The 25,686-nt window shown below is 65.8% G+C and carries 27 protein-coding genes; 18 read left to right on the top strand and 9 right to left on the bottom strand.

Annotation, left to right across the window (positions count from 1 at the left end):
- Positions 1-35: 35 nt before the first annotated feature.
- Genes LH19_RS10825 through LH19_RS10815 form a run of 3 tightly spaced genes read left to right on the top strand, consistent with a single transcriptional unit; the run spans position 36 to position 4,216 of the window.
- On the top strand, positions 36-1,778 hold the full coding sequence (locus tag LH19_RS10825; protein ID WP_054733362.1) for a relaxase/mobilization nuclease domain-containing protein: 1,743 nt from the start codon (positions 36-38) through the stop codon (positions 1,776-1,778).
- Positions 1,779-1,796: 18 nt separating this feature from the next.
- Positions 1,797-3,788: a conjugal transfer protein TraG gene (locus tag LH19_RS10820; protein WP_054727799.1), complete on the top strand. Its 1,992-nt coding sequence runs from the start codon at positions 1,797-1,799 to the stop codon at positions 3,786-3,788.
- A complete protein-coding gene (locus LH19_RS10815) occupies positions 3,785-4,216 on the top strand; it encodes a hypothetical protein (RefSeq protein ID WP_054727797.1) in 432 nt (143 codons plus the stop codon). The genes LH19_RS10820 and LH19_RS10815 overlap by 4 nt, the downstream gene beginning before the upstream one ends.
- Here LH19_RS10815 and LH19_RS29190 read toward each other — a convergent pair.
- The 4 genes from LH19_RS29190 to LH19_RS10795 all read right to left on the bottom strand — a co-directional run bounded on the left by LH19_RS29190 (position 4,192) and on the right by LH19_RS10795 (position 6,548).
- Positions 4,192-5,163, bottom strand: a complete 972-nt coding sequence (locus tag LH19_RS29190; protein ID WP_205626794.1) for a JAB domain-containing protein — start codon at positions 5,161-5,163, stop codon at positions 4,192-4,194. The two genes, LH19_RS10815 and LH19_RS29190, sit on opposite strands and share 25 nt — an antisense overlap.
- Positions 5,112-5,600: a hypothetical protein gene (locus LH19_RS29185; protein ID WP_054727795.1), complete on the bottom strand. Its 489-nt coding sequence runs from the start codon at positions 5,598-5,600 to the stop codon at positions 5,112-5,114. The genes LH19_RS29190 and LH19_RS29185 overlap by 52 nt, the downstream gene beginning before the upstream one ends.
- A gap of 41 nt (positions 5,601-5,641) precedes the next feature.
- On the bottom strand, positions 5,642-5,950 hold the full coding sequence (locus LH19_RS10800) for a hypothetical protein (RefSeq protein ID WP_234716140.1): 309 nt from the start codon (positions 5,948-5,950) through the stop codon (positions 5,642-5,644).
- 79 nt (positions 5,951-6,029) lie between these two features.
- Complete coding sequence (locus LH19_RS10795; protein WP_054727791.1) at positions 6,030-6,548, bottom strand: helix-turn-helix transcriptional regulator; 519 nt, start codon at positions 6,546-6,548, stop codon at positions 6,030-6,032.
- 266 nt (positions 6,549-6,814) lie between these two features.
- Here LH19_RS10795 and trbB point away from each other — a divergent pair, with 266 nt between their 5' ends.
- From trbB to LH19_RS27940, 12 genes are read left to right on the top strand one after another with little or no spacing between them, the layout of a single operon-like run.
- Complete coding sequence (gene trbB, locus LH19_RS10790) at positions 6,815-7,744, top strand: P-type conjugative transfer ATPase TrbB (protein ID WP_082396305.1); 930 nt, start codon at positions 6,815-6,817, stop codon at positions 7,742-7,744.
- Positions 7,744-8,076 (top strand): TrbC/VirB2 family protein, encoded by a 333-nt coding sequence (locus LH19_RS10785; RefSeq protein WP_054733355.1) that lies wholly within the window; start codon positions 7,744-7,746, stop codon positions 8,074-8,076. The genes trbB and LH19_RS10785 overlap by 1 nt, the downstream gene beginning before the upstream one ends.
- Positions 8,076-8,336: a VirB3 family type IV secretion system protein gene (locus tag LH19_RS10780; RefSeq protein ID WP_054727787.1), complete on the top strand. Its 261-nt coding sequence runs from the start codon at positions 8,076-8,078 to the stop codon at positions 8,334-8,336. The genes LH19_RS10785 and LH19_RS10780 overlap by 1 nt, the downstream gene beginning before the upstream one ends.
- On the top strand, positions 8,333-10,774 hold the full coding sequence (trbE, locus tag LH19_RS10775) for a conjugal transfer protein TrbE (RefSeq protein ID WP_054727785.1): 2,442 nt from the start codon (positions 8,333-8,335) through the stop codon (positions 10,772-10,774). Before LH19_RS10780 ends, trbE begins: the two co-directional genes overlap by 4 nt.
- Positions 10,771-11,487, top strand: coding sequence for a P-type conjugative transfer protein TrbJ (gene trbJ, locus LH19_RS10770; protein WP_054727783.1), 717 nt, complete (start codon positions 10,771-10,773; stop codon positions 11,485-11,487). The genes trbE and trbJ overlap by 4 nt, the downstream gene beginning before the upstream one ends.
- Before the next feature lies 1 nt (position 11,488).
- A complete protein-coding gene (gene trbK-alt / locus LH19_RS10765) occupies positions 11,489-11,740 on the top strand; it encodes a putative entry exclusion protein TrbK-alt (RefSeq protein WP_054727780.1) in 252 nt (83 codons plus the stop codon).
- The gene (gene trbL / locus LH19_RS10760) at positions 11,737-13,020 is read left to right on the top strand and encodes a P-type conjugative transfer protein TrbL (RefSeq protein WP_054727778.1); all 1,284 of its coding nucleotides are present in this window, start codon (positions 11,737-11,739) and stop codon (positions 13,018-13,020) included. Before trbK-alt ends, trbL begins: the two co-directional genes overlap by 4 nt.
- Before the next feature lie 4 nt (positions 13,021-13,024).
- Positions 13,025-13,708: a conjugal transfer protein TrbF gene (gene trbF / locus LH19_RS10755; protein ID WP_054727777.1), complete on the top strand. Its 684-nt coding sequence runs from the start codon at positions 13,025-13,027 to the stop codon at positions 13,706-13,708.
- Positions 13,705-14,541, top strand: a complete 837-nt coding sequence (trbG, locus tag LH19_RS10750; protein WP_082395576.1) for a P-type conjugative transfer protein TrbG — start codon at positions 13,705-13,707, stop codon at positions 14,539-14,541. The genes trbF and trbG overlap by 4 nt, the downstream gene beginning before the upstream one ends.
- Positions 14,538-15,773, top strand: a complete 1,236-nt coding sequence (locus LH19_RS10745; protein ID WP_370568720.1) for a TrbI/VirB10 family protein — start codon at positions 14,538-14,540, stop codon at positions 15,771-15,773. The genes trbG and LH19_RS10745 overlap by 4 nt, the downstream gene beginning before the upstream one ends.
- Positions 15,773-15,997, top strand: a complete 225-nt coding sequence (locus tag LH19_RS10740) for a DUF2274 domain-containing protein (RefSeq protein ID WP_054727774.1) — start codon at positions 15,773-15,775, stop codon at positions 15,995-15,997. The genes LH19_RS10745 and LH19_RS10740 overlap by 1 nt, the downstream gene beginning before the upstream one ends.
- Positions 15,994-16,200 (top strand): helix-turn-helix transcriptional regulator, encoded by a 207-nt coding sequence (locus tag LH19_RS27940; RefSeq protein WP_082395575.1) that lies wholly within the window; start codon positions 15,994-15,996, stop codon positions 16,198-16,200. Before LH19_RS10740 ends, LH19_RS27940 begins: the two co-directional genes overlap by 4 nt.
- 188 nt (positions 16,201-16,388) lie before the next feature.
- On the opposite strand, the gene LH19_RS10735 is transcribed toward LH19_RS27940, so the two are convergent.
- From LH19_RS10735 to LH19_RS10720, 4 genes are all read right to left on the bottom strand, one after another.
- Entirely contained in the window at positions 16,389-17,603 is a 1,215-nt protein-coding gene (locus tag LH19_RS10735) for an IS256-like element ISSpma2 family transposase (RefSeq protein ID WP_006954973.1), read from the bottom strand.
- A 446-nt stretch (positions 17,604-18,049) separates the two neighbouring features.
- A complete protein-coding gene (locus LH19_RS10730; protein WP_054727772.1) occupies positions 18,050-18,424 on the bottom strand; it encodes a carboxymuconolactone decarboxylase family protein in 375 nt (124 codons plus the stop codon).
- A gap of 29 nt (positions 18,425-18,453) precedes the next feature.
- Positions 18,454-20,169, bottom strand: a complete 1,716-nt coding sequence (locus LH19_RS10725; RefSeq protein ID WP_145923399.1) for a gamma-glutamyltransferase family protein — start codon at positions 20,167-20,169, stop codon at positions 18,454-18,456.
- Positions 20,166-20,594 (bottom strand): VOC family protein, encoded by a 429-nt coding sequence (locus tag LH19_RS10720; protein WP_054587286.1) that lies wholly within the window; start codon positions 20,592-20,594, stop codon positions 20,166-20,168. The genes LH19_RS10725 and LH19_RS10720 overlap by 4 nt, the downstream gene beginning before the upstream one ends.
- 310 nt (positions 20,595-20,904) lie before the next feature.
- Here LH19_RS10720 and LH19_RS10715 point away from each other — a divergent pair, with 310 nt between their 5' ends.
- The 3 genes from LH19_RS10715 to LH19_RS10705 all read left to right on the top strand — a co-directional run bounded on the left by LH19_RS10715 (position 20,905) and on the right by LH19_RS10705 (position 23,756).
- Positions 20,905-22,113, top strand: coding sequence for an MFS transporter (locus LH19_RS10715; protein ID WP_054727768.1), 1,209 nt, complete (start codon positions 20,905-20,907; stop codon positions 22,111-22,113).
- Between the two features lie 88 nt (positions 22,114-22,201).
- A complete protein-coding gene (locus LH19_RS10710) occupies positions 22,202-23,242 on the top strand; it encodes a bile acid:sodium symporter family protein (protein ID WP_054727766.1) in 1,041 nt (346 codons plus the stop codon).
- Positions 23,243-23,273: 31 nt separating this feature from the next.
- Complete coding sequence (locus LH19_RS10705; protein WP_054727764.1) at positions 23,274-23,756, top strand: GAF domain-containing protein; 483 nt, start codon at positions 23,274-23,276, stop codon at positions 23,754-23,756.
- Positions 23,757-23,780: 24 nt separating this feature from the next.
- On the opposite strand, the gene LH19_RS10700 is transcribed toward LH19_RS10705, so the two are convergent.
- On the bottom strand, positions 23,781-25,583 hold the full coding sequence (locus tag LH19_RS10700) for a gamma-glutamyltransferase family protein (protein WP_054727762.1): 1,803 nt from the start codon (positions 25,581-25,583) through the stop codon (positions 23,781-23,783).
- Positions 25,584-25,686: the final 103 nt, after the last annotated feature.

The following is a 25,686-nucleotide window of genomic DNA, read 5'->3' as shown; positions in this document are numbered from 1 at the left end:
TTTTCTTTCAATGGCTTGCCGTCTGGCATCAGCCGATGAGTGATGACGACCATGATTTCCGGGTCAGGCCGGGAAGGGGGAGAGACGCGGGGGCGGGTTCCGCCGGTCGCGGCAAGCGGCTCGCGGCGGAGGTGCGGCGTGCGGCCGCGCGTTCCGGCGCTACGCGGCTCCGGCGCGCCGGGCCTTCGCGCGGCGGGACCGGCCGTCATGGGCGCGGCCGCCGGGCGCTTGCGGTCATCCGGCGCGGCGCGGCGATGCGCCGTGTCACCGTGATGGCGCGGATCGTCCGGCATCGCGGGGCGGGGTTTCGCGCCGCTCCGCTCGGACGTCACATGGCCTATCTCGAACGCGACGGCGTGACCCGCGACGGACGCGACGCCTCAATGTTCGATGCCGCCGGCGATGAGGCCGATCGCGGAGCCTTCGCTGAGCGCTGCGGCGGCGATCGTCACCACTTCCGTTTCATTGTCAGTCCTGAGGATGCGGCCGAGCTTGGCGACCTGCGCGGCTACACGCGCGACCTGATGCGCCAGCTTGAGGTTGATCTCGAGACGCGCCTCGACTGGGTCGCGGTCGATCATTGGAATACCGACAATCCGCACATCCATGTCCTGGTGCGCGGCGCCGCCGCAGACGGCACCGATCTCGTTATCGACCGGGGCTATATGGCAGAGGGTGTGCGCGGCCGCGCGTCCGAGATCGCGACTTTGGAGCTTGGCCCCAGGAGCGAGCTTCAGGTTGATGCGGCCCTGCGCCGCGAAGTCGAGGCCGAGCGCTGGACCAGCCTCGATGCCGAACTCGCGCGCCGGTCGCGCGAGAATGAAATCGTCGACCTCCGTCCGATCGCGGGGCGCGAGGCGGGAGCCAACCGGCACCTGTTGGGGCGCGTCGCGAAGCTCGAAGCGCTGGGGCTCGTATCCCGGGTCGGCCCCGCCCAATATCTCATCGATCCGGCGGCCGAGGGGAGGCTTCGCGCCATCGGGGAACGCGGCGATATCATCAAGACCATGCACCGCGAGATGTCGGCGCGCGGGATCGCATTCGATCCTTCGGCCCTGGCAATCGGCGAACAGGGCGAACGGGCAGTCATCGGCCGCCTCGTCGCACGCGGGCTCGACGACGAACTCGCGGGCTCCGCCTATGCGATCGTCGACGGGGTGGATGGCCGAACCCACCATATCCGCTTTCCAGACCTCGAGTGGACTGGCGACGCAAAGCCTGGCTCAATCGTCGAGCTGAGGCACTGGGACGGCCGCGACGGCGCCCGCCACATCTCGCTCGCGGTTCGCTCGGACCTCCCGCTCGGCGAGCAGGTGGAGGCCCGCGGCGCGACCTGGCTCGATCGGCAGCTTGCCGCGCCCGACCGGTCGATGCGCTCGCAAGGGTTCGGCCGCGAGGTCCGGGATGCGATGAAGGCGCGCACCGCCTTTCTCGAGCGCGAGGAATTGTTGCCGCGCGGCATGGAGCGCCGGTCATCCCGGGAGCGGATCGAGACACTCCGCCGCAGCGAGGTGGACGCGGCCGTTGGCGCGATCGCGGCGCGGACCGGCCTCGAGCATCGGCCATCGGCACCGGGCGAGCATGTGAGCGGCATCTACCGCGAGCGCGTGCAGCTCGCCTCGGGACGCTTCGCGATGATCGACGACGGGCTCGGCTTCCAGCTCGTGCCCTGGCGACCGGCGCTCGAGCCGCACCTCGGCAAGCATATCAGCGGAACCGCCACAGCGACCGGCGGCATCGACTGGTCACTCGGCCGCGGCCGCGGGATCGGCATCTGACCGGACAGGAGAAAGCCCATGAACGACCGCATCCTCTGGGGACAAATCACCGTCATCTTCCTGATCGTAATTGGCACGGTATGGACCGCGACGCAGTGGACGGCATGGGAGCTTGGCTACCAGGCGGCGCTCGGCGATCCCTGGTTCCGCCTATCGGGCTATCCCGTCTATCCGCCGCCGGCTTTCTTCTGGTGGTGGTTCGCCTTCGATGCCTATGCGCCGCCGGTCTTCTATCGCGGCGCGGCTATCGCCGCCTCGGGCGGATTTCTGTCGATCATCGTCGCGATCTTCATGTCGATCTGGCGCGCCCGCGAGCGCCGCCGCGCCGAGACTTATGGCTCGGCGCGCTGGGCTAGCGACCGCGAAATTCGCTCCGCCGGCATGCTCGGCGAGGACGGGGTGATCATCGGGCGGCTCGGGAAACGCTATCTGCGGCACAATGGCGCCGAGCACCTGCTCTGTTTCGCGCCGACGCGGTCGGGGAAGGGCGTCGGCCTCGTCATCCCGACGCTGCTGACATGGCCCGGCAGCTGCATCGTCCACGACATCAAGGGCGAGAATTGGGAGCTCACGGCAGGCTTTCGGGCGAAGCATGGCCGCGTGCTGCTCTTCGATCCGACCAACAAGGCGTCGGCCGCCTATAATCCGCTCTTCGAGGTCCGCCGCGGCGAGTGGGAGGTGCGCGATGTGCAGAATGTCGCCGATGTGCTCGTCGATCCCGAGGGCAGCCTCGAAAAAAGAAACCATTGGGAAAAGACGAGCCACGCACTCCTCGTCGGTGCGATCCTTCATGTCCTTTATGCCGAAGAGGACAAGACGCTCGCGGGCGTCGCCGCTTTCTTGTCGGACCCGCGCCGCCCGATCGAGACGACGCTGCGGCGCATGAAGACGACGAAGCACCTCGGTACATCGGTTCACCCGGTGGTGGCTGCAGCGGCACAGGAGTTGCTCAACAAGAGCGAGAATGAGCGGTCGGGCGTGCTCTCGACCGCCATGTCCTTTCTCGGCCTCTACCGCGATCCGGTCATCGCGGCCGTCACCGGATCGTCCGAATGGCGGATCGCCGACCTCATGGAGGATGATGTCCCGGTCTCGCTCTATCTCGTCGTACCGCCGGGAGACATCAGTCGAACCAAGCCGCTGATCCGCCTCATCCTCAACCAGATCGGAAGGCGCCTTACCGAGGAGCTCAACCCCGCGGCGCGGCCGCGCCGGCTATTGCTGATGCTCGACGAATTCCCGGCGCTCGGGCGGCTCGATTTCTTCGAAAGCGCGCTGGCCTTCATGGCCGGATACGGCATCAAGGCTTTCCTGATTGCGCAGTCGCTTAACCAGATCGAGAAGGCTTATGGCCAGAACAACGCGATCCTCGACAATTGCCATGTCCGCGTCAGTTTCGCGACGAACGACGAGCGCACCGCCAAGCGCATATCCGACGCACTCGGAACCGCCACCGAACAGCGAGCGATGAAGAATTATGCCGGTCACCGGCTCTCGCCCTGGCTCGGTCACCTGATGATATCGCGTACCGAGACGGCCCGCGCATTGCTCACGCCCGGCGAGGTGATGCAGCTTTCGCCCGACGACGAGATCGTGATGGTCGCGGGTCTTGCGCCGATCCGGGCGAGGAAGGCGCGATATTTTCTCGACGCCCGGTTTCGTGCTCGGATCATTGCGCCGCCCGATCGGAAGGCCGGACCGATGAAGCCTCATGACTGGGCGCGGAGAGAAGAAGCTGCGCCCGCTCCGGCTCGTCTCGCGCTGCCCGCGCCTGAAGCGAAGGAGCACGACAGCGAGAGCGACACTGCGAATAGCGGGATCCGGCAGGAACCCCAGCTTCCGGAACATGAAGATGTCGCGCCGCCAAGCCGTCCTGTGCAGGGCGAGTTCGACTATGCCGACGACGACGCACAGGGCGACGCAGCCCGCGCCCGCGCCGCTGCCGATCGCCGCCTGTCGCGCGCGGCGCGAAATGCCTCGCTCGATCCCGGTGACGGGATCGATTTGTGAGCCGCGCCCATATCAAGCAGACGTTCCGCCTCGACGCTGGTCTGGTGCGAAGCTTGGAAGATCGGGCCCGGCAGCGCGGTACCACCAAGACCGAGGTCGTGGAGGCCGCGCTTACCGCCTTGTTGCTACCCCAGGATCAGGATCGGGCCGAAGCCTTGCTGATCCGCCGCCTCGACCGCTTGGTCCGGCTCCTCGAGCGGCTCGAATGGCATACCGACCTCACCAACGAGACGCTGGCGCTTTTCGTGCGGCACTGGCTGACCAGCACGACACCGCTTCCCGACAACGCGCTCGCTGCGGCCCAGGCGACCGGCAAGCGGCGATGGGAGGGATTTGTCGATGCGCTCGCAAAGCGGATGGACGGCGGTGCCAAGCTGGCGGCAGAGTTGAGCCGCGGCGAAGCTCAATCGGACCCGGCGAGGAAATAGGCGCGGAGGCGGTGGGACACGTCGGGGTTGAGCTCGACGAAGACGCGGCGACCATCGTAGAGGTCAGGCTTTCGCCGGATGAGGTTGGCGTCGCAAAGCTTCTGGCAGAGGCGAATGGCGCTGCTCATGGGAATGCTGGGTGTGACGCATAGCGAGGTAACCGAGATCGGCTTTCGCTCACACTCGTGGATGAAGAGATCGATCAGCATCTCCCACGCCGGATCGCCAAAGAGCTCGGGCGCGCCGAGCAATTGTCGGCGGAGCAGCCGTCGCCGCATCGTCGCCCGTGCGTTGGCGAGCGCCAGGTCCTCGTCCTCCGAGTTCTGCTGGCTGTCAGGGCTTCGCAGGGTGAAAGGTGCCGCCGCCTCGCGAGTGGCCGTCGGATCGCGACTGATGAGGTGATGTGCGTAGGCAGCGGTGACGATGATGTGGTCGAGCACCTCGATGCCGAGCGAACGGCCGATCTGGTCGAGACGCCGCGTCACGTCGATATCTTCCGCGCTCGGGCTCAGATCGCCGCTCGGATGATTGTGCACGAGGATAATCGCGGCGGCGTTCACCTCGAGCGCACGGCGAAAGATGGTTCTCGGGTACAGGCTGATCTGGGAAATCGTCCCGCGCTGCATCTCTTCGTCGGCGATCAGGCGGTGCGAAGAATCCAGAAACAGGATGCGGAAGCGCTCGTCGGCAAGGCTGCCCATCGACAAGATCAGATACCGTCTGACCTCAGCTGCGAACGGATCAATGCGAATTCCGCGGATGTCGGAATTCGCCGCCGCGATTGCGGCGTCGCGGGCGTGCAGGATGAGGGATGCCACTAGCGAATTGCTGCCGACGATTCTCGCTATGGCCTCGGGCTCTTGCGCCCACAGGCGGCCGAGCGACTGGAATTCGTCTAGGAGGGCTTTGGCGAGTGCTGCCCCTTGTCCCGGGGCTGCGATTTCCACGAGATGTGCCAGGACGGATCGCTGCCGCACTGCTTCAGGCGACGCTGGTGATGCCAGGTTGCAAGGATTAGCAGGGGTGGGACCAGCCAGGACGATGCCACCTGCATCGTCAGATACACGACAGGACTGATGGAGAGGTCCACGGCTCGGCTCAGGTGGGCGAGCAGGGGCAAAGCATGAAGGATCGCCGCGGGAATGGTCCAGAAGCGGTACGCGACCATCGCCAGGGCAAGCGTCGCTAGGGCTCCAAATGCGTCGTGCGCGAGATAACCAATATCGAGCACATGATAGGAGACCATCCCAGAAGCGACCAACAAGCGATCCCAGACCACGATGGTAACGGCTATTCCGACCATCGCCCGCTCGGGTCCGCCACCCTTCCACGCCGCATAGAGGAGAGCGATCAGCAATATCGTGGCGAAAATGGCTATGCGCATTCTCGTGACTTTTCATGCTGATCGCTCTCGGTCAATTCGCTTCACGAAGCCGAAGAAAGCGGAACGACCTTCGTGCCGGCAACAGACGGGCATTCGCGCAGATCGTACCCGGCCGTTTCCTTGCCGATCTCGGCCAGCTCATTGTGCGCGCGAAGAATGCTGCCGCTGACCTTGACGAGCGACATCTGCGCCTCGACCAAGCGTATGATCGTTCCTTGGCCCGTTTTCGCCGGTGCGCCGATCGCGCGCCGGGCCATAACGACGCTGGTGGTGAGCGAAGCCACGGCAATCAGCGCGTCGTCGATACTTCCCTCGGCATTTGGGACGTCGCGATGCAGCCGGGCCGCCATTGCGGCAATATTCTCAGACATAGGTTCTCCTTCGCCGAAGCCGCAGAGCCTCAGCCAATTGGACCGATTTGAAGAGAGGTCAGTTCTGGATCAGCTGGTTCAGCGCTTGGGCAACGCCGAGACCACCCAGGACAATCCAGACCGCAGCGGCAAGTCCGGCGAGATAGATCCAAAGCCGGTTTGCCGAATTATGATCGCGCTTGAAAAGACCTCTGAACGGCGGGCGAATTCCCGATGACCCGCCCTGCAACGCCGAACTGTCGTGCAGTTCCATGAGGTTGGGCGAGCCGCCGTCCGGAAACTCGGATCGCACCAATGCCGGCGTCGCCGGAACCTCCACCGCGTCGTATGTCACTCGGTCGTATTTCTCCTTCATCTGACGGTAGATGAAGGCGGACTCGTTCCGGTCCTGCGCGCCAAGTGTGTCGCGCGCCAGATTCAACCGCTGATCGACGGTGTGCTTCGAAATATCGAGAAGCCGCGCGATCTCTTTCGAGGTCTTGTGCTCGATGAGCAGGTCAAGGCACGCGCGCTGCTTCTCTGTCAGGCGGTTCCATCGAGCTTCGTCGTCAAGTGGGTGCGACCCCGAATCATTCATGTTTACATGATTGTCGAAATAGCGCCGCGCGCAAGCATCATCGGAGTGAGTCGCGGTAAGATGGCTGCAGACCGAGCCGGCCGCATAGGCAATGGCTAGTCATTCTTTCCGATGGTTTGACGCGCGTAAATCCCTGTTGAAGCCGGGACTTTTCTGCGTCTCTTACTCGTCCCCGTCGAGCCGGGCGCCGTTGCCCGGACCAATGAACGGGGACTCCGATGGGCGCAGCATCGACTGGCAATGAGCCGCAGGCACGCGGCGCGCGCATGCTCCGGACCGCGCTTGGCGGCGCCATCGCCGAATGGCTTGCCGACCCCTCGGTCATCGAGATCATGCTCAACCCCGATGGCCGTCTTTGGGTCGACCGGTTGGGCATCGGCATCGCCGACAGCGGAATCCTTCTTGCCGCCGCCGATGGCGAACGCATCATTCGCCTCGTCGCGCACCATGTTGGCGCCGCGGTCCACGCTGGCTCGCCGCGCGTCTCTGCCGAACTCCCGGAGACCGGCGAGCGCTTCGAAGGGCTGTTGCCGCCGGTGGTGGCAGCGCCGACCTTCGCCATCCGGAAGCCCGCCGTCGCGGTGTTCACCCTTCACGATTATGCCACCGCCGGTATCATGTCGGACCTCTCGGCCGAGATCCTCCGCTGCGCAGTGTCCGAGCGGAAAAATATTCTGGTGGCCGGCGGTACCGGTACCGGAAAAACTACGCTTACCAACGCATTGCTCGCGGAAGTTGCGAAGACGTCGGATCGTATCGTTCTGATCGAAGATACGCGCGAGCTTCAATGCGCCGCGCCCAATCTCGTCGCCATGCGAACGAAGGACGGCGTGGCGACGCTCGCGGACCTCGTGCGCTCTTCGCTCCGTCTACGGCCTGATCGCATCCCGATCGGCGAAGTCCGGGGAGCGGAGGCGCTTGAGCTTCTGAAGGCGTGGGGCACCGGTCACCCCGGCGGTATCGGCACGATCCATGCGGGGACCGCACTCGGCTCGCTGCGCCGGATGGAGCAACTCATTCAGGAGGCCGTGGTGACGGTCCCGCGCGCGCTGCTCGCCGAGACGATCGACCTTGTCGCCGTGCTGGTACGCGACGGCACCGGGCGCCGCCTTTCCGAACTTGCCCGTGTCGATGGCCTCGACCCTGTGACCGGCCAGTTCTGCATCACCCCGCTCATCCCCGAAGGAGAAATATGATGATCCATGCCTTCCGGCATGGCGCCCGTCGCGCCATGCTCTGCTCTACCGCGCTGTTCGTCGCGCTGGTCGTTTCCGCCCCGGCGCATGCCGGCGGTTCGTCGATGCCGTGGGAAGCGCCGCTGCAATCGATCCTCGAGAGCATCGAGGGGCCGGTCGCCAAGATCGTTGCGGTGATCATCATCATCGTGACGGGCCTCAGCCTCGCATTCGGCGACACGTCGGGCGGGTTCCGCCGCCTCGTCCAGATCGTGTTCGGTCTGTCGATCGCATTCGCGGCGTCGAGTTTCTTCCTGTCCTTCTTTTCCTTCGGCGGCGGAGCGCTGATCTGATGGAGGAGGTTCCGGGCTTCTTCGCCCCGGTTCACCGGGCGCTCGCCGAGCCGATCTTGCTCGGCGGCGCGCCGCGGTCGCTCGCGATCGTCAACGGCACGCTTGCCGGGGCGATCGGACTCGGACTTCGCCTTTGGATCGCCGGCATCGCGATCTGGGCGATCGGCCATGCGCTCTCGGTCTGGGCGGCGCGCCGCGATCCCCTCTTCGTCGACGTCGCAAGGCGTCACCTCAAATATCCTGTCTGGATGCGGCCATGATGAACCTTGCCGAATATCGCTCGAAATCCGCCTGCCTTGCCGATTTTCTCCCGTGGGTCGCGCTGGTGGGCGAGGGCGTGGTGCTGAACAAGGACGGATCGCTGCAGCGCACGGCGCGCTTCCGCGGCCCCGATCTCGACAGCGCCACGCGAGCCGAACTGGTCGCGGTGACCTCACGCCTCAACAATACGCTGCGGCGCCTCGGCTCGGGCTGGGCGGTGTTCGTCGAGGCCCAGCGGTTGCCGGCGAGCGGCTATCCGCAGTCGGAGTTTCCCGATCCGGCGTCCGCGCTTGTCGACATGGAGCGGCAGGAGCAGTTCCGGGAGGAAGGGGCGCATTTCGAGAGCCGCTATTTCCTGACTCTTTTGTGGATGCCGCCGGCGGAGGATGCCTCGCGCGCGGAAGGGTGGCTCTATGAAGGGATGGCGCGCTCGGGCGTGGACCCGCGCGAACACGTCGCGAGCTTCACCGACCGGACGAACCGCGTCCTCCATCTCGTCGAAGGCTTCATGCCCGAGGCCGAATGGCTCGATGACGGCGAGACGCTGACCTACCTCCATTCGACCGTCTCGACCAAGCGGCAGCGCGTCCGCGTGCCTGAAACGCCGGTCTATCTCGATGCGCTGCTCACCGATCAGCCGCTCGTCGGCGGGCTTGAGCCGCGGCTTGGCGACCAGCATCTGCGGACGCTGACGATCACGGGATTTCCGTCGTCGACCTGGCCGGGGCTGCTCGACGAACTCAACCGGCTCGCCTTCGCCTACCGCTGGTCGACCCGCGCGATCATGCTCGACAAGACCGATGCCACCAAGCTGCTGACCAAGATCCGGCGGCAATGGTTCGCCAAGCGTAAGTCGATCGCGGCGATCCTGAAAGAGGTCATGACCAATGAGCAGTCGGTGCTCATGGACAGCGACGCCTCGAACAAGGCGGCCGATGCCGACATCGCGCTGCAGGAGCTGGGTGCCGATCACGCGGGCATCGCCTATGTGACCGCCACGGTCACCGTGTGGGACGCCGATCCGGCGCTCGCGGCCGAGAAGCTACGGCTCGTCGAGAAGGTCATCCAGGGCCGCGACTTCACCTGCACGATCGAGGGCATGAACGCGATCGAGGCCTGGCTTGGGGGGCTTCCGGGGCACGTCTATGCCAATGTCCGCCAGCCTCCCATTTCGACGCTCAATCTCGCCCACATAGTCCCCCTCTCTGCCGTGTGGGCGGGAGCGGAACGGGACGAACATTTCGGTGATGCCCCCTTGCTGTATGGCAAGACCGAAGGCTCGACCCCGTTCCGCCTTTCCCTCCATGTCGGCGATGTCGGCCACTGCCTCGTCGTCGGCCCGACCGGTGCCGGCAAGTCGGTGCTGCTCGCCACCATGGCAATGCAGTTCCGCCGCTATATGCGGGCGCAGATATTCGCCTTCGACTTTGGCGGCTCGATCCGCGCTGCTGCGCTCGCCATGGGCGGCGACTGGCAGGATCTCGGCGGCGCCTTGCACGATGGCGAGGGCGGCGTTTCGTTGCAACCACTTGCGCGGATCGACGAGGCGGCTGAACGCAGCTGGGCGGCCGAATGGCTCGCCGCGATGCTCGCGGGTGAAGGCGTCGAGATCGATCCGGCGGCAAAGGAGCATCTCTGGTCGGCGCTCACCTCGCTCGCGACTGCGCCGGTGGCCGAGCGCACGCTGACGGGTCTTGCGGTGCTGCTTCAGTCGATCGAACTCAAGCAGGCACTCGCGCCCTATCTGGTCGGCGGTCCCTGGGGCCGGCTGCTCGACGCCGACGAGGAGAAGCTCGGCGAGGCGATGGTGCAGGTGTTCGAGACCGAGGGTCTCGTCGGCGCAGCCTCGGCTGGCGCGGTACTGTCCTATCTCTTCCACCGCATCGCCGGCCGGCTCGACGGATCGCCGACGCTGATCATCATCGACGAAGGCTGGCTCGTTCTCGACAGCCGAGCCTTTGCCGCGCAGCTGCGCGAATGGCTCAAGACGCTGCGCAAGAAGAACGCCAGCGTCATCTTCGCGACGCAGAGCCTTGCCGATATCGAGACTTCGAGCATCGCGCCGGCGATCATCGAAAGCTGTCCCACGCGTATCTTCCTGCCGAACGAGCGCGCGCTCGAACCGCAGATAGCGCGTATCTACGAGCGATTCGGGCTCAACGACCGGCAGGCCGAGATATTGAGCCGAGCGACGCCCAAGCGCGACTATTATTGCCAGTCGCGCCGCGGCAACCGCCTCTTTGACCTCGGGCTCGGCGACATCGCGCTCGCCTTCACGGCCGCCTCCTCGAAAACCGACCAGACCCGCATCGGCGAGCTTTTCGCCGCGCACGGCCGCGAGGGCTTCGCGGCTGCGTGGCTCTCCCACCGCAAGCTCGAATGGGCGACCGAGCTGCTGCCCCCCGCAGTCGCCCCCAATGAGGAGTCCCCCCAATGAAGAAGAATATCCTCCGCTCGATCACCGCAGCGGCGCTCGTCGCCGCGAGTGTGTCGGGTCCGATGCTTTCAGCGCCGGCGAGCGCACAGGTCGGCGGCATCGTCCACGATCCGCGCAACTATTCGCAGAATATCCTGACCGCCGCGCGCACGCTCGAGCAGATCAACAATCAGATCAAGCAGCTCCAGAACCAGGCGACGTCGCTGCTCAACGAGGCACGCAACCTCCAGAGCCTGCCGACCTCGACGCTCGGCGAACTGCAGGCGCAGATCGACCAGACCAAGCAGCTGCTCACCGAGGCCGAAGGCATTGCCTATGACGTCGCCGATATCCGCAAGGGCTTCGAGCAGCGCTACAAGGGAACCGCCTTCTCGGGCCCGACGTCGGCATTGGTCGCCAATGCCGAGGCGCGCTGGAAAGACAGCGTCGGAGCGTTCGAGGATGCGATGAAGGTGCAGGCCGGTATCGTCTCGAACATGGGCGGGACGCGGACGTCGATCTCGACGATCGTCGGCGCCAGCCAGTCGGCGACCGGCGCGCTGCAGGCGGCGCAGGCGGGCAACCAGTTGCTCGCGATCCAGTCGCAGCAGATCGCCGACCTTGCCGCCGTCATGACGGCGCAGGGCCGCGCCGAGATGCTGGGCGCCGCGCGCGCCGCCGCAGCCGAGGCCGAAGGCCGCGAACGCTTCCGCCGCTTCCGCAAGGGCGATTGAGATGGGCCGGGCGGGCGGGCTGGTGATGGCGGCAATTGTCGTGGGTCTTGCGCTGACCCTTGCCCTCATCGCCGCGCTCGATCCGCCCGCGCCCCGTGCGTCCGCTCCCCAAATCTCCGGAGCGGACGCACCCCCCGACTATGGCGACACGTTGCGCCGCTGCCGAACAGCCACCGAGGCCGATCCCGAGTGCAAGGCGGCCTGGGAAGCCAAGCGGCGCCACTTCTTCCGTTCTGGAAAGCCCGAGCAATGAACGACACCGGCGTCATCGACAATTTCCTGTCGGTCTTCTCGACCTATATAGACAGCGGCTTCGGCCTGCTCGGCGGCGAGGTCGGCTTCCTGTCCTCGACACTCATCGTGATCGACGTGACGATTGCGGCGCTCTTCTGGGCGTGGGGCACCGATGAGGACGTGCTGCAGCGGCTCATCAAGAAGACGCTCTATATTGGCGTCTTCGCCTTCATCATCGGCAACTTTCAGGCGTTGTCGGTCATCCTGCTCGAGAGCTTCGCAGGCTTGGGTCTCAAGGCGAGCGGTGGGGCGATGGCGGTCGGCGACTTCATGCGCCCCGGCATGATTGCCGCGACCGGTCTCGATGCCGCCGAGCCGCTGCTCGATGCGACCGCCGATCTCGTAGGCCCCGTCGGGCTCTTCACCAACTTCGTCCAGATCCTGATCCTGCTGATCGCCTGGGTGATCGTCGTGCTCGCCTTCTTCATACTCGCAGTGCAGGTCTTCGTCACGATCCTCGAATTCAAGCTCGTGACGCTCGCGGGCTTCGTCCTGCTGCCCTTCGCCTTCTTCAATCGCACCGCCTTCATGGCCGAGCGCGTCCTCGGGCATGTCATTTCCTCAGGCATCAAGCTGCTTGTCCTCGCGGTGATCACCGGGATTGGCGTCACGCTGTTCGAGCGCTTCATGGAGGCGGGCCTCGGCACCGAGCCCGACATCCGCGAAGTGATGGCGATCGCGCTCGGCGCGCTCACGCTCTTGGGCCTCGGCATTTTTGGTCCGAGCGTCGCCAACGGCATCGTCGCCGGTGGTCCGCAGCTCGGCGCTGGTGCCGCGGCGGGAACGACCTTGGCCGCTGGCGCGACGATTGCCGCCGGAGCCGCCGGCGCCACCCTCGCAACGGGTGCCGCCGCATCGATGGCCGGGAAGGGCGCGGCAGGTGCCTCGCGGGCTGCCGGATCGGCCTCCGCCTCTTACGCGCGCGGTGCTGCGGGCAATTCCGGGATGCGGGCCTTTGGTTCGGGCATGGCCAATGTCGCGCGCGACGCAGCGAGCGGCGCGGGTTCGCCCTTGCGTAAGGCCGCGGCCAAGCTTCGCCAGAACTTTGCCGACGGACAGGCGAGCAAGGCGGCGCCCGCCGCTGCAACCGGTGCGGAAGCCTCCGGCCAGCCGGCTTGGGCCGCCGCCATGAAGCGACGGCAGGCGATCACCTCGGGCGCCACGATCGGCGCGCAGACACTCAAGCAAGGCGACAGCCATGGCGCCGGTTCAGCCCCCGATATCAGCCAGAAGGATTGAGACCATGTTCCGACGACCACACCAACATTACGGAAAATCGCCCGAGCCGGTGACCCCCTATCAGCGCGCCGCGCAGATTTGGGACGATCGGATCGGCTCGGCGCGGATCCAGGCGAAGAATTGGCGGCTCGCCTTCTTCGGCTGCCTCGCGCTTTCGGGCGGGCTCGCCTCGGCGCTTGTCTGGCAGTCGCTGCGCGGCACGATCACCCCTTGGGTGGTTGAGGTCGACAAGCTCGGCGAGGCGAGGGCGGTCGCGCCGGCGGACGCCGACTATGCGCCCACCGATCCGCAGGTTGCCTTTCACCTTGCGCGCTTCATCGAGCATATCCGCTCGATCCCCGCCGATCCCGTAGTGCTGCGCGCGAACTGGCTCAGCGCCTATGATTTTGCGGCGACGTCGGGCGCGCAGGCACTCAACGATTATGCGCGCAACAACGACCCGTTCGCCGAGGTCGGCAAGCAGCAGGTCGCTGTCGATGTGTCGAGCGTGATCCGCGCGTCGAAGGACAGCTTCCGCATCGCCTGGACCGAGCGCCGTTATCAGGACGGCGGCCTCATCGAGACCTCGCGCTGGTCGGCGATCGTGACCGTCACGATCCAGCCGCCGCGCACCCCCGAGGCACTGCAAAAAAATCCCCTCGGTCTCCGAGTGACCGCCATCAATCTTTCCAAGGAGCTCAGCCAATGATCAAAATTTCAATGCTCGTAGGCGCCGCACTGTTGGCTTTGCCCCTCCACGCAGCACCTGGCGATCCGCGCACGCAGGTCGGTCGCGCCAACGATGCAGCGCGCGTGCAGCCCGAGCGCACGACCTTCCTCAATGCTATCCAGCAATATGCTTGGGCAGAGGGCGCGTTGTTCCAGGTCTATACCGCGCCGGGCCAGGTGACCGATATCGCGCTACAGGAAGGCGAGGAGCTGGTCGGGCCCGGTCCGGTCGCCGCCGGCGATACGGTTCGGTGGATTATCGGCGACACGCTGAGCGGCGAAGGCGCGACGCGGCGCGTTCATATCCTTGTGAAACCAACGCGGCCCGACATTGTCACGAATTTGATCATCAACACGAGCCGCAGGACTTATCACGTCGAGCTTCGCGCGACGCCATCGACCTATATGGCCGCTGTTTCGTGGCGCTATCCGCGGGACGAGCTGATCGCGCTTCGCGCCGCCGAAGCCGAGCGTGTGCGGGCCGCGCCGGTCGCCGGCGGGATCGACCTGCCGTCGCTCAACTTCGCGTATCGGATCAGCGGCGACAAGGTCGCATGGCGACCGTTGCGCGCGTTCGACGACGGCCGGCAGCTCTTCGTCGAGTTCGGCCCTTCGGTTGCGACCGGCGAAATGCCGCCGCTGTTTGCGGTCGGCGAGAAAGGGGCGGCCGAACTCCTGAATTACCGGGTCGATGGCCGCTTCATGATCGTCGACCGGCTGTTCGAACGCGGCGAGCTACGGCTCGGGGCAGGTAAGGCGGCGAAGAAGGTTCGCATCTCGCGCGACACGCCGGTCGAGCGAGGCCGCCCGTGAGCCGGCGCGAAGACGTGCCGGGGGATCCGCTCGATACGACGGAAGCGAGCCCCGCGGCTCCCGAAGCGGAGGCGGCGGCGATGGCGCCGCCCAGTCCCGACGGCTTTCGTCTCGAGGGCGAGCTGCCGAACGTGATGCGCTTGTCGCGAAAGACGCTCGCTGTGCTGGGCGGGGCCGCAGGAATCGCAATCGGGGGCGCCTTGCTCTGGGCGCTGCGGCCAGTCGATCCCAAAGCCGCGCAGGAACTTTACGAGGTCGCGGTGCCGAACCGTTCCGAGACTGTGACCGGCGCCCCGGCCGATTATGGCGCCGTCCCGAAACTCGGTCCGCCCCTGCCGGGCGATTTAGGCCGACCGATCGTATCGGCGCAGAAGGCGGGCGAGCCGATGCCCGTGCCCGCAATGGGGCCGCCGCCAGCCGACCCCGCGCAATCGGCACGTAAACAGGCAAGACTGCGCGCTATGCAGGAGCGTGAAGCCGCCCAAGGCAGTCGGCTCTTCTTGGGGGGAACCGGCGGTGCGATGTCCGGAACGACTGCAGCCGAGGCGCTGTCTTCGCAAGCTCAGGCCGCAAACGTACCAGAAGGTGCAAAAACGGGCCGGCAGGCTTTTCTCGCCGGAGGCCCGCGTGGTGGGGCCGAAAGCGGTGAGCGCATTGTTGCGCCGAGCTCGGCCGCAGTCATTCAGGCAGGAACCGTTATCCCGGCAGCGTTGATCACTGGTATCCGCTCGGACCTGCCCGGCCAGATCACTGCGCAGGTCACGCAGAATATCTACGATAGCCCTACGGGACGCTTGTTGCTGGTTCCGCAGGGCGCCCGATTGATCGGCGAATATGACAGCGAGGTCGCGGCAGGTCAGCGCCGGGTACTTCTGGCTTGGGATCGGCTCATTTTACCCGGAGGACGATCTATTCGCCTCGATCGCCAGCCGGGTGCCGATGCGGCCGGCTATGCAGGACTCGAGGATCGCGTGAACAGTCACTGGGGACGCATGCTGCGCGCCGCCTTGGTTTCGTCGCTACTCGGAGTCGGTACAGAATTGGCGGCGAGCGGCGAGGGCGATCTTGTCCGAGCGCTTCGGTCCGGCCTGCAGGACGGCACGAATGAAGCGGGACGGCGAGTTGTCGAGCGAGAGATTTCCATGGCGCCGACGCTCACGGTGCGGCCCGGCTTCGTCTTTCGCGTCATCGTGACGCGGGATCTCGTTTTTGAGAACAGCGAGCGTAGGTGATGAGCAAGCTTCGCCTTGGCCCGATCATTGAAGAGAAGCCCGTCAAACTTACGATTGAGCTCCCGGGCGCTCTCGTGCGCGACCTTCAAGATTATGGTGCTGTCCATGCCAAGTTGAACGGATTGCCCGAGGCGATCCCGCCCGAGCGGCTCATTCCTCCTATGATCGAACGCTTTATTGGGAGCGATCGGGAGTTTAGCAAGCAGCGCCGGAGGAAGCCATGAGCGACCGCCCCGACCGACTTGTTCGCCTCGCAACTGTAATTTCGCGCACCGGGCTCTCGCGATCAACGATCTACGAGAAGATCGCCGACGGCACTTTTCCGAGCCAGATCCGCTTGAGCAAAACTGCCGTCGGCTGGCGAGAGTCGCAACTTGATCGATGGATTGCAGACCCACCCTCTTATCGAACCGACATTACGGGGTAAGGGATCGTCCTTTTCCGCCGATCTGACTGCGAGCGACATTTCGCCCGGCCACCCGTGATACCATTGTTTGCACGACCGCACTCGCTTCGCCACCACAGGTCAAGCCACACTCCTGCAGATTTCGACCTCAGAAATCCCGGTCGCGTCCGTCAAGGTGGTGTAATTTCGGCTGTGGCCGTGGGCCATCGTCAGGCGGCTTTGGCGGTGATGTGTAGGGGCTGATTTTCCTCCTCGATCATGGGTTGGTTGAGTTCGGCCATGCCTTCGATCTGCATGTATCGGTGCTGGAGCTGCCACTCGTCGTTCTGCTCCATCAGCACAGCCCCGACGAGGCGGATGATGCTGTCTTCGTTCGGGAAGATTCCGACGACGTCGGCGCGGCGCTTGACCTCCTTGTTGAGCCGCTCGAGCGGATTGGTTGAGTGTAACTTCGTGCGGTGCTGGGTGGGAAAGCCGGTGTAGGCGAGCACGTCGGTTTCGGCCTCGTCCATGCAGGCGCCGAGCTTGGGCCAACGGGTGCGCAACTGGTCGGCGACCTGTCGCCAGACCTGCGTTGCGCTTTTCTGATCGGGCTGCAGGAAGACCTGGCGGATCGCGGCGGCGACGACAGTGTTCTGGCCCTTGGGCACATAGGACAGGGCATTGCGCATGAAGTGCACCCGGCAGCGCTGCCAGGTGGCGCCCATGACGCGGGTGATCGCGCCCTTGAGGCCCTCGTGAGCATCGGAGATGACCAGCTTCACGCCGGTAAGACCGCGCCGAACAAGGTCCTTCAGGAAGTCGGACCAGAAGACCTCCGCTTCCGAGGGGCCGATATGCAGGCCGACGATCTCGCGCCGGCCCTCGGTGTTGACGGCCATGGCGATTATTGCGGCAACGCTGATGATCCGCCCGCCTTCGCGTACCTTGAGATAGGTGGCATCGAGCCAGAGATACGGCCATTCGCCGGTGAGCGGGCGTTTCAGAAAGGCATGGACGCGCTCGTCAATGTCCTTGCAAAGCTTGGAGACGGTGGACTTGGAGATGCCGGTCATGCCCATGGCCTGGACGAGTTCATCGACCCGCCGGGTGCTGACCCCGCCGATCCACGCTTCCTGGATCACCGCAACCAGCGCTTTCTCGACCATCTTGCGGGGCTCAAGGAAGCCCGGAAAGTAGGACCCAGCACGCAGCTTGGGGATTTTCAGGTTCAGCGTGCCTACCCGGGTATCCAGCGAACGGTCGCGATAGCCGTTGCGCCAGGTCGCGCGCTCGCTGCTGCGTTCGTGGCGACCCGCGCCGATCAGGCCATCAACGTCGGCCTCCATGATCAGCTGCAGCACGTTCTCGGCGATGGTGCGCAAAAAATCCGGTTGGCCGCCCTTCGCAGCAAGCTCTTCGATCAGTAATCTGTCCTCGGTCATCGGGAACTCCTCTTCGTCACGGTTGAAGTGTGCAAACTCCACCATAACGATGAACCCGGTGGCCACCAGCGACGCCGCATTCCGGGGTGGGGCATGCCCCACCCCGGAATACACCATCGCCTACACCGGAAATTACACCACGAGCGCGGACGCTAACGAATTTTTTTCGCCAGCTGAAGAAATGTGTGGGGGAAAATGTGGGGGAATCAAGCCCTCTTGACGACCTAAAATACTGATAAATCAGGTAGTAAATCTAAGGTTCGATACAAGCCCTGCCACCAGGGGTATCCCCGACATCCGTAGCCATCTATCAAGGACAAAGCTTCGTGCGGCGTTCGGGATGATTCGTGTCCGGGGTGCCCCGTAACGATCCGGATGTGCCGGACTTTCTCCGGCGGCATCGAGCGCGGTCGGTAGACGCCGGGAAGCCCCGTCTGCGGGCCGGGTTACGCTTCGCCGAGCGCTTCGCTCGCGGCGCGGCAGGCGAGGGCGGCGCGGCCGATGCCGGTCGTGCTGCCGGCCTGGATGATCGCTTCGCGAATCTCGACGCGCGAACAGCCGAGGCGGACAGCGGCGCGGACATGATGCTTCATCGTGTCGCGTTCGCCGATCGACGCCAGCGCGGCGATGTTGATGAGAATCCGCACCTGCTGCGACAGGCCGTCGCGGTTGAATATCTCGCCCCAGCATAAGGCGCTGACATAATCCTGCACATCCTGCTGCATATCGTCGGCGGTCGAATAGACCGCGTCCACCAACTCGTCGCCCATGATCCGGGCGCGCGTGGCGCGGCCATGTGCGCTGTCGAACTCGCCTGTCATTTGCTCTCCTTTTCGCGTTACGGAGACCCCTACCAGCCGATGGCGTAGGCTGGCCGGCGCGGGTCGGCGGCGGCGGTGAGGCGGCCGCTCTTGCCGTCGCGCCGTGCGATACAGACGGCGCCTGCCCGCCACGGATAGTCGGGCCATGTCTGGACGTCGTGGCCGCGCACTGCGAGATCGTCGCCGACCCGATCCGCCAGCCGCTTTTCGATCGCCAGCCGGCCTGGAAGATAATTGTGCGGTTCGAACGAGTCGGGGAAGCTGTAGCTTGCGAAGCGCGGTGCCTCGACGGCCGCCTGCGGCTCCATGCCGAAGAGTTCGATCGCGAGGAAGACCTGGAGCAATGATTGCAACTGGACATCGCCGCCGGGGGTGCCGAACGCCATCACCGAGCCGTCGGCATAGGAGACGAGGGCCGGGCTGGGCGTCAACCGCGGGCGCTTGCCGGGCGCGATCGAGCAGGGATGCGAGGCCGACGCCCAACTCTGGCTGCCGCGCGACGAAACCGCGATGCCGAGGCCCGGGATCACCGGCGTGTCGTTCGATATGTCGCTCGGCGTTGCCGAAAAGGCGTTGCCCCATTGGTCGACCACCGCAACGTAAGAGGTGTCGAGCGAGCGTCCCGCCGCGGCGCTTGGTTCGAGGACAGACCGCTCCGATGCGGCGCCGAGTGCAGGGCCGGGGGCGGGCATTTCGGGCGCCGCCCTCGCGCGATCGATCATCTGCCGCCTTTCGGTCGCATAGGCATCCGATATCAGGCGCTCGACCGGCACGTCGACGAACCGCGGGTCGCCGAAAAAGGCGTGGCGGTCGGCAAAGGCCAGTTTGATGATTTCGGCGAGATGGTGGACATAATCGGCGCTGTTGTGGCCCATCGCCGCGACCGCGTTCCGGTCGACCATCGCCAGCATCTGGAGCAGTGCCGGGCCCTGACACCATGGCGCGCAGGTGTGGACGTCGGCGTTGCCGAACTTGCGGCTTACCGCGCGTTCGATCTCGGACCTGTAGCCCGCCAGATCGTCCATGCGCAGCAGTCCGCCGTTTCCTTCATGATAGGCGACGATCGTGCGCGCGATGTCGCCCCGATAAAAGGCGTCGCGGACCGCCTGCAGGCCGCGGCGGCGGTCGCCTTTCGCATGCGCCTTTTCCTGATCGATGAGATAGCGGATCGTCGCGCCGAGATCGGACTGGACGAAGAGGCTGCCGGGCTCAGGCGGCTTTCCGCCGGGGAGGTAGATTGCAGCATTGCTTTCCCACCGGGCATGGTCGGCAGCGAACATGCCGATGATTTCGGACATGAAGGGGTACATGGCAAAGCCGTTGGTCGCGAGATCCTCGGCTCCCGCCGCGACTTCGGCGAAGGACATGGTGCCGTAATTTTCGAGCGCCGTCAGCCAGGCGTCGGGCGCCGCGGGGACGACCGTCCGCCCGAGCCCGTCGGGAATCGCGCCGGTATCGGCATACATGCCCTCGGTCGCGAGCTTCGGCCACCAGCCGAGCCCCGCGATCGTGATCACGTCGCCGGCGGCGGCCATGCGGACCATGATCGGCGCAACACCTGCGAAGCCGACCATCTCGCTTTCGACGACGCCGAGCGCGATGCCGGCGGCGACCCCGGCATCGACCGCGTTACCGCCGGCGGCGAGAATGGCGTCGGCGACCCGCGCCGCGAGGAAATTGCCGCACGAGACGATGTGGCGCCTGCCCTCGATCTGCGGGCGGGAAAGTGCCGGTGTAGCGGTCACTCGTCCGAAGCCGCCTGGAAATCGGTCCAGACGATATGATCGGGAAGCGGTTCGTCCTCGAACGTCAGCTCGACGCGGATGCCGTTCGGGTCGTTCTGGTGAACCTGCACGAGGTTGGTTTCGGGGACCGGACGTGCTTCGTAGCTTTCGCCGGCCGCGTCCATCTTGGCGAGATGATCGGCAAGCCCCTCGCAGCGGAAGGCAAGGTGATCGACGGCGCGGCGCTCGTCGGGCGTGGTCGTCGCGCTGACGCTGATGACATGCAGGATCGGATAGTCGCCGCCGGGGGCGTAGAGCCAGATGCCGGGCACCGGCATCACCGGCCGCCAGCCCGACTCCATGCCCAGAAAGCGCGAATAATAGGCGAGGGTTGCATCGAGGTCGGCGGTGTTGATCGTAACATGATCGAGGCCTTTCAGGTGCATGTGGGGCTCCTTTCCTGACCGTCCTGATTGACGGCGATATCTTCGTCGATCACCGCGATGCCGGGGCTCCCGGCCGCCCGTTCGAGGACGCCGGGCGCGGTCGGCGCGGGGACGCCTGTTCGGTAAGGGGCATATCGCATCGGCAGGTTCCGGTCATATAGAACATAGTCATGGGCCGCATTCCTCAAGGGTCTTGGACATATGTCCGCCGCGCTTTCTATGCCTGCGGATCGCGGACATGGTCGCGCCTGGGGATGATGGCCGGGGCAAGCGGTCGGCGGCGGCAAGGGACGGGAGACATGGTGTGACGATGGCGATCGAGCGCGGAGCGACCGGCGAGTTCCGGACGGGGTGGACGTTGCTGCTGGCGGGTATGCTCGGCTGCTGCCTCGGCGTATCGGCCTTGCCGATCTATACGGCGGGCGTCTTCATTCCGCATCTGGAGAAGGATTTCGGCTGGGGCCGGGCCGAGCTGTCGCTGGCAGTGCTCCTCTTCACGCTGGCGCTGGCGGCGGCCTCGCCGGTGGTTGGGCGGGTCATCGACCGCTTCGGCGTCCGGCGGACGGTTGCATTCTCGATCGTCGGCGCCTCATCGCTCTATGTCGCGCTCGCCTTCTTTCTTTCGGGGCTCGCGCTCCTTTACGCCGGTCACATATTGATCGCTGCGGTCGGCGCGGCGGCGGCGCCGATCGCCTATACCCGCGTCGTTACCAATCATTTCGCCAAGGCGCGGGGTCTCGCGCTCGGCATCACGCTGCTCGGTCCGAGCCTTGCCGCGACGATCGGGCCGCCGTTGGTGTCGGCGGCGATCGACCGGGGCGGGTGGAGCGGCGGTTATCTGATGCTCGCGGCGTTGATCGCGGCGATGCTACCGTTCCTGCTCCTGCTGCGCGACAATGCGCCCGCGGTTCCGCTCACGCTCGAGGGCGCGCCGGTGACCGGGCCGCTTTACCCGGCGCCGCAGCTTCGCCGGATCTTTGTCATCCTGTTCTGCGCTTTCGGCTTTTTCGCACTCTCGATCGGCGGGCTGCTCGTCCATTTCGTGCCGATGCTGACCGATGCGGGCCTCAGCGGCGCCGACGCAGCGGCGATGGCGGGGCTGATCGGATTGTCGGGCATGGTCGGGCGCGTTGCCGGCGGGGCTGCGGCCGACCGCTTCTTCGCGCCGCACGTGCTGATCCTGATCTCGTGCGCCGCCGTCACCGGCTTTGCATTGCTGGCGGTTTGGGGCGCAACCTATGCGGCGGTCGCGGCGGTCACGATCGGCTTTTCGCTGGGTGCCGAGGCCGACCTCATGGCCTATCTCGTCTCGCGCTATTTCGGGCGCGAGGGCTATACCCGCGCTTTCGGCTGGCTCTATGCTGCCTTCATCGCCGGTACCGGGATCAGCCCGCTGATCCTCGGCTTTCTCTATGACCGGTTCGGCAATTATATGATCGGGCTGTGGGCCGGTGCGGCGCTGCTGGTCGTGACGATGATCCTCTTCACGTTGCTGCCGCGCTTTCGCGACAAGGTGTGACGCGGGCGGATCGCTATTCACCCCGGGTATCCGGGCGATGAAAAGACAGTCTTGGCCCCGGGGGCAGGGGGGGTGCTAACGGCCGGCCATGGCAAGCTCTCAGACCTCAGATACCGGCCTCCGGCGCTTTCTTCCCGACGGCTTCGTCCTGGCTCTCGTCGCAGCCGTCGGGTTGGCCCTTGTCGCACCGGGGGTCGGTGCTTCGGGCGGCCCCATTCCGCTGGGACCGATTACCGAGGCGGGCATCGCGCTCGTCTTCTTCCTCCACGGCGTCAACCTGTCGCCGCAGGCCTTGAAGGCGGGGGCGCAGGCGTGGAAGCTGCATATCGTCGTCCAGCTCTGTACCTTCGGGCTGTTCCCGTTGCTGGGCGCGCTGGTCTATGTCGGCACGGCGGGCTTTATCGCGCCCGAGATGCGGCTGGGCTTCTTCTACCTCTGTGCGCTCTCGACCACCATTTCGTCGTCGGTCGCGACGGTATCGATGGCGCAGGGCAATATTCCCGCGGCGATATTCAACGTCACACTGTCGAGCCTCGCCGGGATGCTCATCACGCCGGCGCTGATCGCGCTGCTCCAGACCGCCGGCACCGCGCATCAACTGCCGCTCGCCGATACGGTGATCGACATTGCGACCAAGCTGCTGCTGCCCTTCGTGGCCGGCCAGTTGCTCCGGCGCTGGCTCGTCGGTTTTGTCTCGAAGCATAAGCCGGTCGTGACCAAGCTCGATCGCGGGGTCATTCTGCTGATCGTCTATGCCGCCTTCTGCAATTCGACCGCGCAGGGAATCTGGTCGCGCTATCCGGCGACGACGATGATCATCGTCGCGGCGCTGGTGGTCGTGATGCTCTTGGCCGTGATTGCAGCGACAACGCTGACCGCCCGCGCGCTCGGCTTCTCGCGCGAGGACGAGATTGCCGCGGTCTTCTGCGGTTCGCAGAAGAGCCTCGCCAACGGCGCGCCGATCGCGAAGATCATCTTCGGAGCCAATCCGGCGCTCGGCGCGATCCTGTTGCCGCTGATGCTCTATCACCCGCTGCAGCTCGTCGCTTGCTCGGCCCTTGCGCGGCGCTATGTCCGGCGGGGGCAGGCAGAGGCGCCGGCTGCCGCTGCGGTGCCCGCGAACGGGTGATCCAGCCGCGCACTGACACGGAGACGATGGCGTGAACAGTCAAGCTTTACTTGCTTCGCTCGCGGTCCTGGCTGGCGCATCGCGCGGCTCGCATACGCCGTCGGCCCTGTTCGGGGCGGCGTCGGATTGCGCACGCGAGATCATCGGCCACCGCCTCTGCACCGTCATGCGATTTCATCCCGAGGAGATGGCGCTCGAACGCCTGTTTACGAGCGCCGGCGCCGAATATCCGGTCGGCGGGCGCAAATCGAAGCGCGGCGTGCCGTGGGGCGAGCTGGTCCTGATCCGGGGCGAGCAATATGTCGGCCGCGACGCCGAGGCGCTGCGCTGGGCGTTCGACGATCATGCGACGCTCGCCGGCATGGGGCTCGGCGCGGTGATCAACACCCCGGTGCTGTATGACGGACGATGCCTCGGCACGTTCAACATTCTCGATGCCGAAGGCAGCTTTTCCGATGACGACGTCGCGGCGGCAAGGATTATCGCCCAGTTCCTGGTACCTGCGCTGTCCTGACAGACCGGCGGCGCGATCGAACGATCAGCGAGCGATGGCATAGCCCTGCATGCCGCGCGGGTTCGCGGCGGCGCGAAGCAGCGATCCGCCGGGCTGCCGGTCGAGAGCGCAGGCCGACAGGCGCCCTTCGGACCATGGCCCGCCCAGCGTGACCTCGTGGCCGCGGGCTTTCAGTCCGGCAATTGTCGCCGCGGGGAAGCGGCTCTCGAGGACTAGCGAGCCGAGCTGGGCCTCGCGCGGCCAGAAGCTCGCGAGCATGTGATTGGTGTGGAAGGCCGGGGTTTCGATCGCGGCCTGCAACGGGCGACCATGGACCGCATGTGCCAGCCAGAGGAGCAGCGACCATTGTTCCTGCTGGTCGCCGCCGGGGGTGCCGAAGGCGAGATAGGGCTTGCCGTCGCGATAGGCGAGCGAAGGGGTCAGCGTCGTGCGCGGCCGGGTCGACGGCGCGAGCGACCCGGGCAAGCCCTCGTCGAGCCAGAACATCTGCATCCGCGTGCCGAGCGCGAAGCCGAGACCCGGGATCGCGGGGCTCGACTGGAGCCAGCCGCCCGAGGGCGTCGCCGAGATCATATTGCCCCATTTGTCGACGACATCGACATGACAGGTGTCGCCGCGTTGCAGCGCGTTGACTTCGAGCGGCCGCGCCATCGTGGGTTCGCCGCCGCCGGCCACGCCGGCGCTCGCCGTCTTCTGCCGGCGCGACGGAATGCGCGGCGCCAAGCCGAGCGGCGATCCGGGGCGCAATTCGTGGCTTGCCGCGCTGCCGATCAGCGTCCGCCTTTCCGCGGCATAGGTGTCGCTGAGCAGCTCTTCGAGCACGCCGTCCGGAATGGCGTCGCCGTACCAGGCGTCGCGATCGGCCATGACGAGCTTCAGCGTTTCGCCGACGATATGGACATAGTCGGCGGATTCGGGCGGCATCGCGCCGATATCGGTGCCCTTCAGGATCTGGATGGCCTGCAGCAAAGCCGGTCCCTGGCTCCATGCGCCGCATTTGAACAGCCGGTAATCGCCGTGGTCGATACTGATCGGTCGCTCGACCGGTGGCCGCCAGCCGTTCATGTCGGCGCCGCTGAGCAGGCCGTGGTGACGCCGACCGCTGGTGTCCATCGCTTCGGTGGTGCGCATGAAGCGGTCGATCGTTTCGGCGACGCGTCCGTCATACCAGTAAGCGAGCGCCGCCTCGACCTGCGCCTCGCGATTATCCGATACGGCTTCGGCGTGATCGATGAGCGTTTCGTAAAAATCCGCCAGCACCGGGTTCCGGAAGAGCGAGCCCGCCGCGGGGACGCCGCCGCGTCCAAGGTAGAGCTCCGCCGAACTGATCCACTCGTCGGCAAACAGCGTGGCGACCGAAGCGATCGCATCGGCCGCGTTGCCCAGCAAAGGGTGGCCGGCGCGTGCATAATAGATCGCGGGCTCGATGACCTCGCGCAGCGACCGCGTTCCGAAATCGCGAAGCAGCGTCATCCATGCGCCGAACGCGCCCGGAACGCAGGCGGCGAGCAGGCCGGTCCCAGGGATCATTTCGAGGCCGCGTTCGTCGAAAGCGGCGATGGTTGCCGTCGACGGCGAAGGACCCTGTCCGCAAATGACCGTCGGCTGCGCGTCGTCTGCGCGCGCGGCGAGGATCGGCGCGTCGCCGCCCGGGCCGTTGAGGTGCGGCTCGACGATCTGCAGCGTAAAGCCCGCCGCCACCGCGGCGTCGAACGCATTGCCGCCGGCCTCCAGCAACCGCATTCCGACCGCGCTCGCGATCCAGTGCGTCGACGCGACGGCGCCGAAGGTGCCGCTGAGTTCTGGACGCGTGGTGAATTCGGTCATGGGGAGGGATTCCTTGAAACATATCGGCTGTCGGAGCGCTGCTGGTCTGTATCTGCCGCCCGCTTCGTTTGGCGGACGGGGTGCGGCCGGGCATGACGCCCGG

Source organism: Sphingopyxis macrogoltabida (genome assembly GCF_001314325.1).
Taxonomy (GTDB): Bacteria; Pseudomonadota; Alphaproteobacteria; order Sphingomonadales; family Sphingomonadaceae; genus Sphingopyxis; species Sphingopyxis macrogoltabida.
This window is presented reverse-complemented; position numbering and strand designations above follow the sequence as displayed.

Coding starts and splice junctions, on each gene's coding strand:
- LH19_RS10735 (WP_006954973.1), bottom strand. CDS start 17,603: ATGACCGAGGACAGATTACTGATCGAAGAGCTTGCTGCGAAGGGCGGC.
- trbE (WP_054727785.1), top strand. CDS start 8,333: ATGATGAACCTTGCCGAATATCGCTCGAAATCCGCCTGCCTTGCCGAT.
- LH19_RS10825 (WP_054733362.1), top strand. CDS start 36: ATGAGTGATGACGACCATGATTTCCGGGTCAGGCCGGGAAGGGGGAGA.
- trbG (WP_082395576.1), top strand. CDS start 13,705: ATGATCAAAATTTCAATGCTCGTAGGCGCCGCACTGTTGGCTTTGCCC.
- LH19_RS10740 (WP_054727774.1), top strand. CDS start 15,773: ATGAGCAAGCTTCGCCTTGGCCCGATCATTGAAGAGAAGCCCGTCAAA.
- LH19_RS10785 (WP_054733355.1), top strand. CDS start 7,744: ATGATCCATGCCTTCCGGCATGGCGCCCGTCGCGCCATGCTCTGCTCT.
- LH19_RS10800 (WP_234716140.1), bottom strand. CDS start 5,950: ATGGCGGCCCGGCTGCATCGCGACGTCCCAAATGCCGAGGGAAGTATC.
- trbF (WP_054727777.1), top strand. CDS start 13,025: ATGTTCCGACGACCACACCAACATTACGGAAAATCGCCCGAGCCGGTG.
- LH19_RS27940 (WP_082395575.1), top strand. CDS start 15,994: ATGAGCGACCGCCCCGACCGACTTGTTCGCCTCGCAACTGTAATTTCG.
- trbJ (WP_054727783.1), top strand. CDS start 10,771: ATGAAGAAGAATATCCTCCGCTCGATCACCGCAGCGGCGCTCGTCGCC.
- LH19_RS10795 (WP_054727791.1), bottom strand. CDS start 6,548: ATGAATGATTCGGGGTCGCACCCACTTGACGACGAAGCTCGATGGAAC.
- LH19_RS29185 (WP_054727795.1), bottom strand. CDS start 5,600: ATGCGCATAGCCATTTTCGCCACGATATTGCTGATCGCTCTCCTCTAT.
- LH19_RS10730 (WP_054727772.1), bottom strand. CDS start 18,424: ATGACAGGCGAGTTCGACAGCGCACATGGCCGCGCCACGCGCGCCCGG.
- LH19_RS10720 (WP_054587286.1), bottom strand. CDS start 20,594: ATGCACCTGAAAGGCCTCGATCATGTTACGATCAACACCGCCGACCTC.
- LH19_RS10820 (WP_054727799.1), top strand. CDS start 1,797: ATGAACGACCGCATCCTCTGGGGACAAATCACCGTCATCTTCCTGATC.
- LH19_RS10710 (WP_054727766.1), top strand. CDS start 22,202: ATGGCAAGCTCTCAGACCTCAGATACCGGCCTCCGGCGCTTTCTTCCC.
- trbL (WP_054727778.1), top strand. CDS start 11,737: ATGAACGACACCGGCGTCATCGACAATTTCCTGTCGGTCTTCTCGACC.
- LH19_RS10780 (WP_054727787.1), top strand. CDS start 8,076: ATGGAGGAGGTTCCGGGCTTCTTCGCCCCGGTTCACCGGGCGCTCGCC.
- LH19_RS10700 (WP_054727762.1), bottom strand. CDS start 25,583: ATGACCGAATTCACCACGCGTCCAGAACTCAGCGGCACCTTCGGCGCC.
- LH19_RS10715 (WP_054727768.1), top strand. CDS start 20,905: ATGGCGATCGAGCGCGGAGCGACCGGCGAGTTCCGGACGGGGTGGACG.
- trbB (WP_082396305.1), top strand. CDS start 6,815: ATGCTCCGGACCGCGCTTGGCGGCGCCATCGCCGAATGGCTTGCCGAC.
- trbK-alt (WP_054727780.1), top strand. CDS start 11,489: ATGGGCCGGGCGGGCGGGCTGGTGATGGCGGCAATTGTCGTGGGTCTT.